This window comes from Hymenobacter lapidiphilus (assembly GCF_013377885.1).
Lineage (GTDB): Bacteria > Bacteroidota > Bacteroidia > Cytophagales > Hymenobacteraceae > Hymenobacter > Hymenobacter lapidiphilus.
The window spans coordinates 21,931-35,484 of sequence record NZ_JABKAU010000035.1 but is presented as its reverse complement, the minus strand read 5'-3'; the positions used below and the strand labels follow the sequence as shown (position 1 = coordinate 35,484).

General features: G+C 64.5%; 11 protein-coding genes. 5 read left to right on the top strand and 6 right to left on the bottom strand.

Annotation, left to right across the window (positions count from 1 at the left end; genetic code table 11):
• Positions 1-62: 62 nt before the first annotated feature.
• From HW554_RS15955 to HW554_RS15945, 3 genes are all read right to left on the bottom strand, one after another.
• Positions 63-1,262 (bottom strand): MFS transporter, encoded by a 1,200-nt coding sequence (locus HW554_RS15955; RefSeq protein WP_176909580.1) that lies wholly within the window; start codon positions 1,260-1,262, stop codon positions 63-65.
• Positions 1,263-1,615: 353 nt separating this feature from the next.
• On the bottom strand, positions 1,616-2,212 hold the full coding sequence (locus tag HW554_RS15950; RefSeq protein WP_176909579.1) for a DUF6134 family protein: 597 nt from the start codon (positions 2,210-2,212) through the stop codon (positions 1,616-1,618).
• Positions 2,213-2,368: 156 nt separating this feature from the next.
• The gene (locus HW554_RS15945) at positions 2,369-3,169 is read right to left on the bottom strand and encodes a DUF547 domain-containing protein (protein WP_176909578.1); all 801 of its coding nucleotides are present in this window, start codon (positions 3,167-3,169) and stop codon (positions 2,369-2,371) included.
• 233 nt (positions 3,170-3,402) lie between these two features.
• On the opposite strand from HW554_RS15945, the gene HW554_RS15940 reads away from it, so the two are divergent.
• The 3 genes from HW554_RS15940 (at position 3,403) to HW554_RS15930 (ending at position 6,291) form a co-directional block, all read left to right on the top strand.
• On the top strand, positions 3,403-4,101 hold the full coding sequence (locus tag HW554_RS15940; RefSeq protein ID WP_176909577.1) for a TIGR04283 family arsenosugar biosynthesis glycosyltransferase: 699 nt from the start codon (positions 3,403-3,405) through the stop codon (positions 4,099-4,101).
• A 173-nt stretch (positions 4,102-4,274) separates the two neighbouring features.
• Complete coding sequence (locus tag HW554_RS15935; protein ID WP_176909576.1) at positions 4,275-5,291, top strand: NAD-dependent epimerase/dehydratase family protein; 1,017 nt, start codon at positions 4,275-4,277, stop codon at positions 5,289-5,291.
• Positions 5,292-5,295: 4 nt separating this feature from the next.
• On the top strand, positions 5,296-6,291 hold the full coding sequence (locus tag HW554_RS15930) for an SDR family oxidoreductase (RefSeq protein WP_176909575.1): 996 nt from the start codon (positions 5,296-5,298) through the stop codon (positions 6,289-6,291).
• Positions 6,292-6,298: 7 nt separating this feature from the next.
• On the opposite strand, the gene HW554_RS15925 is transcribed toward HW554_RS15930, so the two are convergent.
• From HW554_RS15925 to HW554_RS15915, 3 genes are all read right to left on the bottom strand, one after another.
• The gene (locus HW554_RS15925) at positions 6,299-7,237 is read right to left on the bottom strand and encodes a helix-turn-helix domain-containing protein (protein ID WP_176909574.1); all 939 of its coding nucleotides are present in this window, start codon (positions 7,235-7,237) and stop codon (positions 6,299-6,301) included.
• 42 nt (positions 7,238-7,279) lie between these two features.
• On the bottom strand, positions 7,280-8,269 hold the full coding sequence (locus tag HW554_RS15920) for an aldo/keto reductase (RefSeq protein ID WP_176909573.1): 990 nt from the start codon (positions 8,267-8,269) through the stop codon (positions 7,280-7,282).
• A 155-nt stretch (positions 8,270-8,424) separates the two neighbouring features.
• The gene (locus HW554_RS15915) at positions 8,425-9,483 is read right to left on the bottom strand and encodes an aldo/keto reductase (RefSeq protein WP_176909572.1); all 1,059 of its coding nucleotides are present in this window, start codon (positions 9,481-9,483) and stop codon (positions 8,425-8,427) included.
• Positions 9,484-9,667: 184 nt separating this feature from the next.
• On the opposite strand from HW554_RS15915, the gene HW554_RS15910 reads away from it, so the two are divergent.
• Together HW554_RS15910 and HW554_RS15905 are read left to right on the top strand one after the other, a co-directional pair.
• Positions 9,668-10,360: a TIGR04282 family arsenosugar biosynthesis glycosyltransferase gene (locus HW554_RS15910; protein WP_176909571.1), complete on the top strand. Its 693-nt coding sequence runs from the start codon at positions 9,668-9,670 to the stop codon at positions 10,358-10,360.
• A 107-nt stretch (positions 10,361-10,467) separates the two neighbouring features.
• Positions 10,468-13,521, top strand: coding sequence for a TonB-dependent receptor (locus tag HW554_RS15905; RefSeq protein WP_176909570.1), 3,054 nt, complete (start codon positions 10,468-10,470; stop codon positions 13,519-13,521).
• The last annotated feature ends 33 nt before the right edge of the window (positions 13,522-13,554 follow it).

Here is a 13,554-nt window from a genome sequence, read left to right as displayed (position 1 = left end):
TTGCTTTTTGCTTATATAGTTGCCGTGGTAAATATAAGCGAAACCCGACGCCTTTGACCTCTTCAATCGCTCAACGCCCGCCCCCGTCCAAACAGCCCCCACAGCCCCAGCAGCGGCCCCAGCGCCAGCGGCAGGTACACGTAGGGCGCGGGCAGGTGGGCGGCCAGCCAGCTGGTGAATTGCAGGCTGGCAATGGTGAGGGCGAACCCCAGGCAGGTAACCAGCGTGAGGGCCGTGCCCCGGCTGGCGGGCGGGGCGTGCTGGGCCACTAGCGTCGAGAGCAGCGGCGAGTCGGCCACCACCACCAGGCCCCAGAAACCCAGAAACGCCGGTCCCAGCCACCACGGCCCGCCCCCGGCCAGCACCAGCGGCGAGAGTAGGCAGCAGGCCCCCGAGAGCACCAGCGCCCCGGCCGCCACCGCCCGGGCCCCGCGCCGCTGGGCCAGCAGCCCCGCGCCCACGCACCCCAGGGCCCCCACCGCAATAATGCCGAAGGCCAGCAACGGCCCGTTGGTGGCGGCCGCCGCCGGGTGCGCCGCCCGCCACACCGCCAGCATCAGCGGCACGAAGGCCCAGAAGGTGTACAGCTCCCACATGTGCCCGAAGTAGCCCAGCGCCGCCGCCCGAAACCCGGGCTCCCGGAAGCCGTCGAGCAGCGCGGCGGGGCGCAGGCGCTGGCCGGCGCGGCGGAAAGGGCCATCGGGTACCAGCAGCAGCAGCGCCGTGCCGCCCAGCGCCGCCAGCGCCGAGGTGGCGGTAGTGACGGTTTGCCAGGGCAGCGCCCCACCCGCGTCGCCGGGTGCCGCTAGCAGGCCGCGCAGCAGGTGCGGAAACGCCGTGCCCAGCACCAGCGCGCCCACCAGAAACCCCAGCGAACGGCCCAGTCCGGCCTCGTAGTAATCGGCCGCCAGCTTCATGCCCACCGGGTAGATGCCGGCCAGGAAAAATCCGGTGAGCACCCGGGCCGTCAGCAGCCCCTCGGCCCCCAGACCTGGCAGGTTGAGCGCCAGGTTGCAGCCCGCCGCCAGCAGCGCACTCGTAAAAAACACCCGCGAGGGCGAAAACCGGTCGGCCAGCGCCAACAGCGCAAATACCAGCGTGCCGGCAATAAAGCCCAGCTGCACGGCGCTGGTGAGGGCGGCCACGAAGCCGGCCGGCTGGCCCACGCGGGCCGCCAGCTCGGGGGCCACGGCGTTGCCGGCAAACCACAGCGAGGTGCAGCAGAACTGCGCCAGCACAATGGTGGGAAGAATGCGGGACATGAGAACGAGAGCAGGGTAGGAGCCCGCAAAATAACCGTTTCGGCCGGGGTTTGCAGAAACGGCTAAGGAGCAGAGAACGATGTAGGGGCGGGGCTTAGCTTCGCTGTCCTCCGGTTGTCCCCGCCCGCCGTTCGCACCATTTCAACGATAACCGTTCAACGGCAGGCGGGGGCAAGACCCGCACCCTACTCGTTCTCTGATTCAGACCCGGACCGTTCAACGGCGGGCGGGGACAACCGGAGGACAGCGAAGCTAAGCCCCGCACCCTACTCGTTCTCTGTTTCAGACCCGAGCCGTTCAACGGCGGGCGGGGACAAGCCCCGCCCCTACATCGTTCTACTCACTCATGCGCCCTATAGCAGCCGGATGATGAAGTTCTTTAGCGGGTTCTTCTTGATAAGCGTTATCAGCTGGCCGTTCTGGTACTGGTACTCGTCTTCGCGGCCGTCGCGGGTGGCCTGGTAGCGGCCGGACTTGCCGGGCTTCACCACGAAAAAGTCGCCGAAGTACTCGGCGAAAGCGCGAGGCTGGCCGGTGGGCTCCCCGAAAAACATATCGGTAACCGTGTAGCGGATGGGCTTGGTTTCGGTGGCCTTGTACTGGTATTTGTACTGGTTGGCCACAATGTCGTAGTGGTCGCCCTTCCACTCGGTGCGCGACGAAAAGTTGCCCTGGTTGGTGCGGGCATCCACGGTAGACAGGCGCAGCTGGCCGCCGCGCATGTAGTTGGTTACCTTGTAATAGATAACGAGGTGATAGAACAGAATATCCACCTGCACGTCGCTGGTGAGCGTGCTTACGGTTTCGGGGTTGGTGGGCGTAGGCAGCTGGCGCGTGGCAGTCATGGTGCCCACCCGCAGGCCGGCCACCTCAATGGCATAGCGCCGCGTTTCGGGCGTTTGGGCCTGGGTGAGGAAGGGGAGCAGCAGCAGCAGGAACACTAGCTTCATTCGAGGGCAGAAGGGTTTTCTTGCAACGGTTCGGGCCTGCATCTAAGAGCGGTGTAGGGTGCGGGGCTTGTCCCCGCCCGCCGTTGAACGATTCAGACCTGAGCCGTTCAACGGCGGGCGAAGCTAAGCCCCGCACCCTACCCGTTCTTTTAAAACCTATTGTTCGTTCAGGTTCCAGTTGTAATCCATGTACCCAATCTTGGTATTGTCGCTGATTTTGGTTTTGGCATACTTGTTCACCCACTTCACCACCGACTGGCCGTTCTGGTTCCAGTCGTCTTTGTACCAGTCGAAGTAGCTGGAAAGCTGGGCGCTGGCGGCGCTGAGCTTGTTTTTGCCGGTATCGTTGAGGAAGGCGCGGCCCTGGGCATCGAGCTGGGCATTGAGGCGGGCGGCGGTGTAGGCCTCGGGGCGCAGCGGCGGGCACGAGATGGAGGCGCACACCAGCGCGAAGTGAATGCGCGGGTCGTTGAATTTCTTGCGCAGAATACCGTGCTCAATATCGTCGAGGCTCATTTTGGTGCCTCCGATGCTGAAGAACATCTTCTTCCACGGTTCCCCGATGTCCTTGATGCTCTTGAGCGGGTAGTTATCCAGAATGAGCCGAATGGTGTAGGCGTTGTAGGCGTTGGTCCAGAAAGCCATCTGCTCGGCCTTTGGGTCGGCGGTCTTGGGTGGGTTCTGGCTGAGTTTGGCCAGGTAGGCATTAAAGGCCTTTTCCTCGCTCTTGAAGCCCTTGTAGTTCACCTGGCCCCGGGCATTGACGTACTTTTTCAGCAGCCGGTCGAAGGCGCTGTGGTCGAAGGCTGCTGCCACTGGGGCCACTACCGGGGCCGCTGCCAGAGCCGCCGGGGCTGCGGCAGTTTCGTCGGTGGCGGAGGTGGTGCCGTTGCAGGCCGAAGTCGTGAGGGTGGAGGCGCAAAGTGCCGTTAGCAGGAAAGTGCGGTATAAAGACATGGAAGAGGATTCTGGGAAAGAAAAGAGGTAACCGGCTAGTCGGTGCCCTAAGCGTTTGAGGCATACGGGGAAAACTGCGGCCCTGGTGAAACCTGTTGCAATAAACGCGCCGTGCCGGCCGGCCGGATTGCCCGGACGGGCAAACTGGCCGGGGCCATAACTGCGTATCTGCCGGACCGGGCCGGTTTATGGCCGCCGAAAATTGCGCAAATTGCGCTCCTGTTCAGTTTTTTATGCCCGAGCTCAGCGTCATCATTCCTACCTACAACGAGGCCCTGCACATTGCCGGGCTGGTGCAACAGCTGCGGCAGCTTGCGCCGCCCGGCGAGGCGGTAGAAATTCTGGTAGTAGATGCCCAGAGCCCTGATGGTACGGCCACGCTGGCCGAAGCCGCCGGGGCCACGGTACTGCATTCGCCGCGCCCGGGCCGCGCTGCCCAGATGAACTACGGTGCGGCCCACGCCACCGGCCGCATCCTGTACTTCGTGCACGCCGACGTGAGCATCTGCCCGGAGTACGAAACCACCATTGCCCAGGCCGTAGCGGTGGGCCACGCGGCCGGCTGCTACCGCTTCCGCTTCGACTCGGCCCACCCGCTGCTGCGCATCAACAGCTACGGCACCCGCTTCAAAGGCCTCATGAGCCGCGGCGGCGACCAGACCCTGTTCATTACCCGCGAGCTGTTCGGGCAGCTGGGCGGCTTCAACGAGCGGTTTGTGGTGATGGAGGACTTCGAGATTATCCAGCGCATCCGCCGCGTGGCCTCGTTCTACATCGTGCCCCAGAGCGTGCTGGTATCGGCCCGCAAATACGAGCAGAACGGCTGGTTGCGGGTGCAGCTGGCCAACCTGGCAGCCTTTATGCTCTACTTTATGAAAGTGGAGCCCGCCCGCATCGGCCGCACCTACAAGGCGCTCATAAACCACCGCTAATTGGGCGCTTGGGAAGGCAGGAAGTAGAAAAGAACGTCATGCTGAGCATGTGGCGCATCAAGCCAGTGTCCGAAGCATCTCTACCTCTGGCCAACTAATACTATTACAACGAAGCGGTAGAGATGCTTCGACTACGGCTTGCGCACTCTAGCTCAATTCGCTACATGCTCAGCATGACGCCCTTTATTCCCCATCCACTAAACCCAGCCCCCGTCCTCGTTACCGGGGCCAATGGCTTCCTGGGCCGCCACCTGGTGGCCGATCTGCACGGCCGGGGCCACAGCGTACGGGCGCTGGTGCGGCCCGGCACCGCGCCGCCTTTCCCGTCCGAGTGGGGCATAAGTTATGTTGAAGCCGACCTGTCCCGGCCCGCCGCGCTGGTTAGTGTGGCCGAGGGTTGCGGGGCCATTATTCATGCCGCCGCGCTGGCCAGCGTGAACCCGGCGCGCAACCCGGCACTTTGGGCAGTGAACGTGGAGGGCACCCGCGCCGTGCTGGCTGAGGCCCGCCGCGCCGGCGTGGGGCGGCTGGTGTACGTGGGCACGGCCAATGTATTCGGCTTCGGAACCCGGGAAAACCCCGGCGACGAAACCCGGCCCTACGCCGGCGCCCGCTACGGCCTCGACTACATGGACAGCAAGCGCGCCGCCACCAACCTCGTGCTGCAGGCCGTGGCCGACGAGCAGCTGCCGGCCGTGCTGGTGCACCCCACCTTTATGCTCGGCCCCGACGATGCCAAGCCAACTTCGGGGGCGCTGCTGCTGGAAATTTACCGCGGCAAAGTGCCCGGCTATCCGCCCGGCGGCAAAAACTACGTACATGTGCGCGACGTGGCCCACGCCACCGTAAACGCCCTCAATCTGGGGAGGGTGGGAGAGTCGTATATTCTGGGCAATGAAAATTTGAGCTACCGTGAAGCCTTTACCCTGATGGCCGGCCTGCTGAACGTAGCGCCCCCGCGCTGGCCCCTGCCGGCCGGTCTGGCCCAGCTCTACGGCGAGCTGTGCAGCCTGCAAACCCGCCTCACGGGCCGCCCCGCCCGCCTGAACGCCGCCATGACGGCCGTGGCCAACGACGGGCACTACTTCGGGGTAGAGAAGGCCCGCCGCGAGCTGGGCCTGCGCCAAACGCCCATAGCCGAGGCCATAACCGATGCCTTCGCCTGGTTTCGGGCACAACAGTATATTTGATTCTATGTGGAAAGAAAGTCCGGCCCCGGCCGTTGTTGAGCCCACCCCCGCCGCCCCCCACCCAGCTACTCCGGTTGCGGTGGCGGCAGTGGCTGAAGTTGCCGCCACCGCAACCGAAGCAGTTGCCGAAACTGAGCCGCTGCTAACTACGTCGGCTGTGGCGGCCACCCGCCGGGCTTTGCCCACGGTAGGGCCGCTGGCGGGTAAAGTAGCCATTGTCACGGGCTCCGAGTCGGGGATTGGGCGCGAGACGGCGCGGGCTTTGGCCGCCGCCGGGGCCGCTGTGGTGCTCAACGGCCGCCGCGCCGAGCGCTTAGAGGCCACTCGCCAGCAGCTCGAAGCCGCCGGCGCCACCGTGGCCGTCTGCCTGGCCGACGTAACCGATTATGCTGCCTGCGAGGTCCTGGTGGCTACGGCGGTGCAGGAGTTTGGCCGGGTTGATATTCTGGTGGCCAATGCCAGCATCTCGCAGCGGGCCTACTTCCTCGACATGAGCCCCGACGTGTTCCGGCGGGTGCTCGATAGCAACGTGTACGGGGCCGTATTCCCCCTGAAAGCTGCGCTGCCGCATCTGCTCGAAAGCCAGGGCAGCGTCACGTTTATTTCCTCGATATCCGCTCTGAACGGCATGCCCAGCGGCTCGGCCTACTGCGCCGGCAAGGCGGCCCTCACCAACCTGGCCCACACCCTGCGCCTGGAGCTGGCCGATACCGGCGTGCATTTTGGGGTGGTGCATATCGGCTTCACGGCCAACGACGACGATAAGCGGGTGCTCGATGCCGCCGGCCAGCCCGTGCCCATTGCCTACCGCAAGCCCCGCTGGCAGAAAACCCAGGCCGAAGTAGCCGCCATCATCGTGCGCCACATCCGCAAGCGGCGGCAGCGCACCATTATTTCGGCCCTGGGGTGGCTCATTGCCATCGTCCACACCAACGCCCCCCGTCTCGGCGACTGGGTGGTGCTGACCAGTATGCGCCGGCTGCGGAAGTTTTACGAGTAGGCAGTGCTTACTGGAGCCAGCTTTCGGTGCGGAAGGCCGCTGGGCTGCGACCAGTTTTGCGTTTGAATAAGCGGCTGAAATACTGCGGGTAATCGAACCCCAGCCGGAACGCGGTTTCGCTGATAGTCAGGTTGGTGCTTAGCAACAGGTGCTTGGCCCGCTCAATAAGGGCATGGTGGATGTGCTGCTGAGCATTCTGGTGAGTAAGGGTGCGGAGCAGGTCGCTCAGGTAGGCAACCGATACGTGCAGCTCGTCGGCGAAATGGCGCACGGTGGGCAACGGCCGTGCCGAATCGGGCGTGAAGTAATTGGCTAGCAGCGCCTCGAACCGGTTAAGTAAGTCGTGGCCGGCGGTGCGGCGGGTTAGAAACTGGCGGTGGTAGAAGCGGTTGGCGTAGTGGAGCAGCACCTCCAACTGGGCCACCAGCACATCCTGGCTGAAGGCATCAATGGGCCGTTCGTACTCCTGCCGCAGGCCCAGCAGCAGCGTGTCGAGCAGGGCTTCCTCCGGGGCCGAGAGGTGAAGGGCTTCGTGCACATCGTAGGCGAAAAACCCGTAACCGGCTATTTTTTGGGCCAGGGGGTGATGGCGCAGCAGGTCGGGATGAAACACCAGCATCCAGCCACTCAACCGGGAGGTATCGAGCTCCCGGGCCACCCGAAACAACTGCCCCGGGGCCGAAAACCCCATAACGCCCTCCCGAAAATCGTAGGTGTGGTGGCCGTAGTAGAGCGGGCCGTTGAGGTTGCGCTTGAGAAATACGGTGTACAACCCCAGCACTACCGGGTCCAGCAATTCCGGCCGATGGGGGGGCGGGGCAGAGCCGTCGAAGGGCCGGAGGTCAATAAGCGTGAGCAGCGGATGAGCCGGGGCGGGCAGCTCGTAGAAGCGGGTGTAGTCGGTCACGGTTTCCAGCACCTGAGACTCGTTGGCGGGCTGCTTCATAAAAACGGGAAAAGAAGGGGAGGCCGCCCTTCGCGTTTAGCGTTACCCAAAGCTAGGATACGCCGCGCCGGCTACGCTGCCGACCGGCATAATAGCATCGAGTTCGGCCAGTTCGGCCGGGCCAAGGAATAGGTCGGCGGCGGCTACGTTGGCCTCCAGGTATTTGCGGCGCTTAGTGCCCGGAATAGCCACCACCCCCTGAGCCAGCACCCAGGCCAATGCCAGCTGGGCCGACGTAACGCCTTTGGCCTGAGCCAGCGCCTCCAGCTTGGCCACCAACTCCAGGTTCTTAGCGAAGTTCTCACCCTGGTAGCGCGGGAACATGCGCCGCGAGTCATCGGATGCGAAGTCGTCGGCGCGCTTGATTTCGCCCGACAAAAAGCCTCGGCCCAGCGGCGAGTAGCCCACGAAGCCGATGCCCAGCTCGCGGGTCAGGGCCAGCATCCCGTTCTCCTCCACCGTCCGGTCGAAGAGCGAATACTCGGTTTCGAGGGCGGAAATGGGGTGCACCGCGTGGCCCCGGCGCAGCTCATCGGCCGATACCTCACTCAGGCCCAGGTAGCGCACCTTACCTTCTTCTACCAGCCGGCTCATGGCCCCCACGGTGTCTTCGATGGGGGTGTTGGCATCGACGCGGTGCAGGTAGTAAAGGTCGATATACTCGGTGTTCAGATGCCGCAACGACCGTTCGATGGACTTGCGCACGTAGGCCGGCCGGCCATTGTACTGGTAATTCCACTGGCCGTCGTCGTCGACTTCAAAGCCGAACTTGGTGGCGACGGTGAACTGCTCGCGGCGGCCGGCCAGGGCGCGGCCCAGCAGCTGCTCGTTGTGAAAGGGGCCGTACACGTCGGCCGTATCGAGCATCGTGATGCCCAGCTCCTGGGCCCGATGGATGGTGGCAATGCTTTCGGCGTCGTTAGTGGGGCCGTAAATGGTACCGCCGGTGAAGCCCGACATGCCCATGCAGCCCAGCCCTTCGACCGATACTTCCAGGCCCTGGCCTAGGGCTACTTTTTTGAGGTTGCTCATACTGCGTAAGGAGAGAATGGTTGAGGAAATGATACCAGGCGGTGAGGTGCTCAGCCGACTATTATCTACCCCACAAAGGTCCGGCTCCGAAGTGGTGCAAGCCTTACACAAACCGCAGTATTGGCAGCACAAAACGCGGTTCTCACAGGCTTTACTTACTCCCAGCCCTGTACTTCCACTCCGCCAAAAACTGCCTGCTTCAGGCCGGCCGAGAAAAATTCCGGTGCCTCGGGGGCGCTGGCGTGGTTGAGGGCCGCCAGCTGGTCGGGGCTGAAGCTGATTCCCAGCGCCGCCAGGTTGTCGGGCACCTGGGCCGGGCGGCTGGCCCCGATAAGCGTGCTCGTGATGCCGGGTCGGGCCAGCGTCCAGGCCAGGGCCACCTGGGCCAGGGGCCGGTCGAGCTGGCCGGCTACCTCGCGCAGGGCCGCCAGAATCTGCCAGTTGCGGGCCGTGAATTTGGTGAACGGCCCCGAGAAGGGGTTGGACCCGCTGAGCCGGCCCTCGCCGCCGGCTGGTTGGGTGCCTTCGGCGCTCGGCTCGTATTTTCCAGCCAGAAAGCCGCCCGCCAGCGGGCTCCAGGGCATAATGCCGAGGCCGCAGGCGCGGGCGGCGGGCACGTACTCGGTTTCGAGGGTGCGGGCCACCAGCGAGTATTCGAGCTGCATGGCTACCGGGCCGGGCACGGCGTGGGCGCGGGCCAGGGTGGCGAGTTGGGTGGCGTACCAGGCCGGCATATCCGAGAGGCCGAAATAGCGGATTTTGCCCGCCCGCACCAAGTCGCCCAGCGTTTGCAGCACCTCCTCGGCCGGCGTCACCTGGTCCCAGACGTGCAGCCAGTACAGGTCGATGTAATCGGTGCCGAGGCGGCGCAACGAGCCTTCGAGGGCCCGATGAATCTGCTTGCGGCCGTTGCCGCCGGCGTTGGGGTTGCCCTTCTGGGCCGAAAAGCCAAACTTGGTGGCCAGCACCAGCTCGTCGCGGCGGTGGCCCTCGGCCACGAACCGGCCCACCAGCTCCTCGCTCGTGCCGCCCGAGTACACATCAGCCGTATCGATGGAGTTGCCCCCGGCCTCGACGTAGGCGTTGAAAATGGCGCGCGCGCCCGGCTCTGCGGCTCCCCAGCGGGCCGTGCCAAACGTCATGGTGCCCAGCGTGAGCGGGCTGATGAGCAGGCCGGAGCGGCCCAGGGCGCGGTAAGTGGTTAGGGAAGCCATAAGCAGGGAGCAGGGGAGTTGGTTGAAAAGAAGCAGAACAATCGGGTGGGCTAAATGGGTTGATTGCCGATTCGCTCTGTGGCAGCCGTCAATCCATCCTGGCCAGCGTTGCCGTACATTGCGCCTCGCAAGCAGTGCCCGGCCGTTTTCCGGCCGAAATCCTGATCAAGTCCAGCTCCTGCCAGTGTCTACTGCCGCTCCGCGCTCCACTACTGCCATCTTGCTTTTCAGCCGCCTGGCGGGCGAGGAAGCCGCGCACAAGCGCTTCGGCAACGGGCCCGGTACGGTGGTGGCCGCCCAGCTGATTGCCCAGGCCACGGCCACGGCCCGGCAGGCGGGCGTCGATTTCCTGCACTTTGGCTCCGGGCAGCAGGTGGGCAGCACGTTCGGGCAGCGGCTGGTTTCGGCGTTGGCCTACGGGTTTGGGCTGGGCTACGAGCGGCTGGTAGTTATTGGCAACGACTGCCCCCAGCTCACGCCCGCGCAGCTGCGGCAAGCCGTGGCCGGCCTCGCAACGGCCGATGCCGTGCTGGGCCCCGATCTGGCCGGGGGCGTGTACCTGCTGGGCGTAAACCGCGCATTTTTTGCGGCCGAGGCTTGGGCCGCGCTGCCCTGGCAGACCGCCAGCCTGCACCAGGCGCTGGCCCGCTGCCTGCGCCACGCCGGGGCCACCGTGTCCCGGCTCCGGTCCTTGTCCGACATAAATACTGCCCACGATCTGGCGTGGGTGCTGCGACGGCTGCCGGCTGCCGCATTGCGCCGCCGCCTGTTGCGCCTGCTGCGGCCGGCCGGCCCGGTGCGGCCGGCCCTGCGGCCCCGCCTGCGGGCGGTTGCCGTAGCCGCGTCGCTGCCCCTGCGCGGCCCCCCTGCCGCCTGAAAATCTTCGTAAGCGGCCCGCCTGGGGTGGTTGGATTGTCAGTTGGCAGTCTGGCCGACGGGTATGGCTGGGTTCTGGTTTTTTAGGTTTCAGACTTTCTCTTTCAAATGACTAATTTTTCTTCTCGCGCAGCAGCTACGCTGGGCCTGCTGGTGCTGCCCGTGTCGGCGGCGCTGGCCCAATCCGTCGATTTAGTGGTGTCGGTAGTGGATGTGGGCACCCGCCAGCCGGTGGTGGGCCAGGTGGTACACCTCGATAATGCTGCCATCGGCTTCAGCACCCAGCAAACCAGCGACAATCAGGGCAAAGTCCGGTTTCGGGGCCTGAGCACGGCCGGCTCCTACGCCGTGAGCACCGACGTATCGGACAAATTTCAGCCGGTGCGCGAAGCCAACATTCTGCTGCGCGCCAACTCCAGCCCGAGCGTGACGCTGGTGCTGCCGCGGGCTACCGGGCAGGCCCTGGGCGAGGTGACGGTGCGGGCGCCCAATGCCACTACCATCAACACCCAGAACGCCGAGGTAGCCTCCCAGCTCTCGGCCCGCGAGCTGCGCCAGATACCCATTGAAGCCCGCGACATCACCCGCGCCCTCTATCGCCTGCCCAACGTCACGCAGGCCACCGGCTTCTTCACTGAGGCGCCCAACGTGAGCATCAACGGCGCCAACGGCCTGTACACCAACTACCTGATTGACGGGCTCGACAACAACGAGAACTTCCTGGGCGGTCAGCGTTTTGCCATCCCGGTGGGCTTTGTGCAGAACCTGAACGTGCTGACCAACAACTTCTCGACGGAGTACGGCAACTCGGCCAACGGCATCGTCAACGTCACTACCAAGTCGGGCTCGAACGAGCTGACGGGCGAGGCGTTTTACCTGACCCGGCCCGGCCCGGGCATTGATGGCAAGTCGGACTTTGCCCAGCGCGACCTCTCGGGCAACCAGGTGAAAAGCGGCTTCCAGCGCCAACAGTTCGGTTTTGGTGTGGGCGGGGCGCTGGTGAAGGACAAGACCTTCTTCTACCTGAACGCCGAGCAGACGTTCGATTTCAAGGACAACCTGCTGAACTCACCCGCGCTGGGCGTGAACGAGAGCGTGCGTGGCCAGAACCGCTTCACCTACCTGAGCACCCGCCTCGACCAGCGCTGGAACGACCGGTTCACCTCGTCGTTGCGGGCCAACGTGGGCGTCGTGAATATCGAGCGGCAAGGTGGCGGCCTCGATGGCGGGGTGAATTTCAACTCGGCCGGCAACCAGCAGGACCGCAATTCGGTGAGCATTGCCTCGCAGAACGTGTACGTGGGCGAGCGAATCACCTCCGAAACCAGCCTGCAGTACGCGCGCTTCCGCTGGAACTACGCTGCGGCCGATAACCCCAATAGCCCCGACGTGGGCGTGCGCGGCCCCGATGGACAAACCATTGCCGTGCTCGGCCATCCTGGCTACCTGTTCGATGCGCTGGAAAACACCTGGCAGGGCCAGCAGAAGTTCACCTACCTGGCCGGCCGCAACACCTTTAAGGCGGGTTTTGGCCTGATCAGCTCGCAGCACTCGCTGTTTGGCGGCGGCAACCCCAACGGCAGCTATACCGTGCAGCTAAGCGCGGCCCAGCTGGCGGCGCTTCGGGCCCGCAACCTCGGCGGCGGCTTGAGCATCAACGATATTCCGGCCGATGTGCAGGTGATTAACTATGGCGTGGAGCTGCGGCCGGCTTCGTTCGGCACCACCCAGAACCTGTACAACCTCTACCTCGAAGACCTGGTAGCTGTAACCGACCGCCTGAACCTGACGCTGGGCCTGCGCTACGACTACGACAACCTCTCGAAGGGCGGCTCCGACAAGGGCGACTTCAACAACATCGCGCCCCGCGCCAGCTTCAACTACCAGCTCACGGAGCGCAGTAGCCTGCGCGGCGGTTTCGGTCTGTTCTATGACAAAATCCAGTACGCCATTTACAGCGACGCGCTGCAGCAGAACACCACCTCGGCCGATTACCGCGCCCAGCTGACCGAGCTGGTGCGGGTGGGCGCACTGCCCGCCGACACCGACCTCGACCGGGTAACGTTTGCCGGCAACGCCGGGGCCTCGTTCAATAACACCACCTACCTCAACGGCCCTTCGGCGGCCAGCCTGCAGGGCCAGCGGGAGGCTTCGTTCAGCAACGAGCGGCGCATCCTCAACCCCAACGGCTACCAGAACCCCTACACTCAGCAGAGCACCCTGGGCTACCAGTACCAGGTGGGCACGCGCACGCTGTTCTACGCCGATGCCGTGTTCAACCGCTCGTTTAACCTGCTGCGGCTGGCCAGCCTGAACGGGGCCGCCAACTACCCCGTAACCGACCCCAACAATGTGGTGGTACGCACCGCGGCCCAGGCCGATGCCAGCCGCCCGATACCGATTCTGACCGACGCTAACGGCCCCTACGCCAACATCAACGGCCAGCGGGTACGCGGCGTGGCCCGCGACATTATCGTGAGTGAAACGGCCGGCCGCTCGCGCTACCTGGCCCTCAACCTGAACCTCAAGCGCGACCTGCTGGCCGACGACAAGTACGGCTACCGCTTCAGCTACTCGCTGTCCAACCTCAAAAACGACACCGAGGACATCAACTTCCGGGCCCAGAACGCCAACCAGTATGGCACGGAATACGCCAACTCCATCAACGACCGCACCCACGTATTCAATGCCCTGGGCTTCTACCAGCCCATCCGCAACCTGAATTTCAATGTGGCGGCGCTGGTGCAAAGCGGCCAGCCTATCAACCGCGTGGCCGGGGGCTATCCGGTGCCGGGCGCCTTCAATCCCGACGGCTCGCCGGTACTCACCAACGACCTCAACGGCGACGGCAGCTCGTTCAGCACCGCTTACCTGGGCAACGCCGACCGGTTTCCGGGCGAAGGCCGCAACTCCGACCGGCTGCCTTGGTCGAAGACGATTGACGCGGGCCTGCAGTACAACTTCGTGTTTGGCGAGAAGCTGAGCCGGCTCGAAATTCGGGCCGACGTGTTCAACGTGTTCAACACCCAGAACCTGAGCGGCTACGCCAACAACGCCACCCAAAGCAACCAGATTCAGGTGGGCCCCGCCGGCTCGGGCATCGTGCGCCAGAACGCCAGCGCCCCCCGCCAGTTCCAGTTCGGCGCCCGCTACGCGTTTTAGGCTGAATTGATGAGAACGATGTCATGCTGAGCG

Coding starts and splice junctions, on each gene's coding strand:
- HW554_RS15955 (WP_176909580.1), bottom strand. CDS start 1,262: ATGTCCCGCATTCTTCCCACCATTGTGCTGGCGCAGTTCTGCTGCACC.
- HW554_RS15950 (WP_176909579.1), bottom strand. CDS start 2,212: ATGAAGCTAGTGTTCCTGCTGCTGCTGCTCCCCTTCCTCACCCAGGCC.
- HW554_RS15945 (WP_176909578.1), bottom strand. CDS start 3,169: ATGTCTTTATACCGCACTTTCCTGCTAACGGCACTTTGCGCCTCCACC.
- HW554_RS15940 (WP_176909577.1), top strand. CDS start 3,403: ATGCCCGAGCTCAGCGTCATCATTCCTACCTACAACGAGGCCCTGCAC.
- HW554_RS15935 (WP_176909576.1), top strand. CDS start 4,275: ATGACGCCCTTTATTCCCCATCCACTAAACCCAGCCCCCGTCCTCGTT.
- HW554_RS15930 (WP_176909575.1), top strand. CDS start 5,296: ATGTGGAAAGAAAGTCCGGCCCCGGCCGTTGTTGAGCCCACCCCCGCC.
- HW554_RS15925 (WP_176909574.1), bottom strand. CDS start 7,237: ATGAAGCAGCCCGCCAACGAGTCTCAGGTGCTGGAAACCGTGACCGAC.
- HW554_RS15920 (WP_176909573.1), bottom strand. CDS start 8,269: ATGAGCAACCTCAAAAAAGTAGCCCTAGGCCAGGGCCTGGAAGTATCG.
- HW554_RS15915 (WP_176909572.1), bottom strand. CDS start 9,483: ATGGCTTCCCTAACCACTTACCGCGCCCTGGGCCGCTCCGGCCTGCTC.
- HW554_RS15905 (WP_176909570.1), top strand. CDS start 10,468: ATGACTAATTTTTCTTCTCGCGCAGCAGCTACGCTGGGCCTGCTGGTG.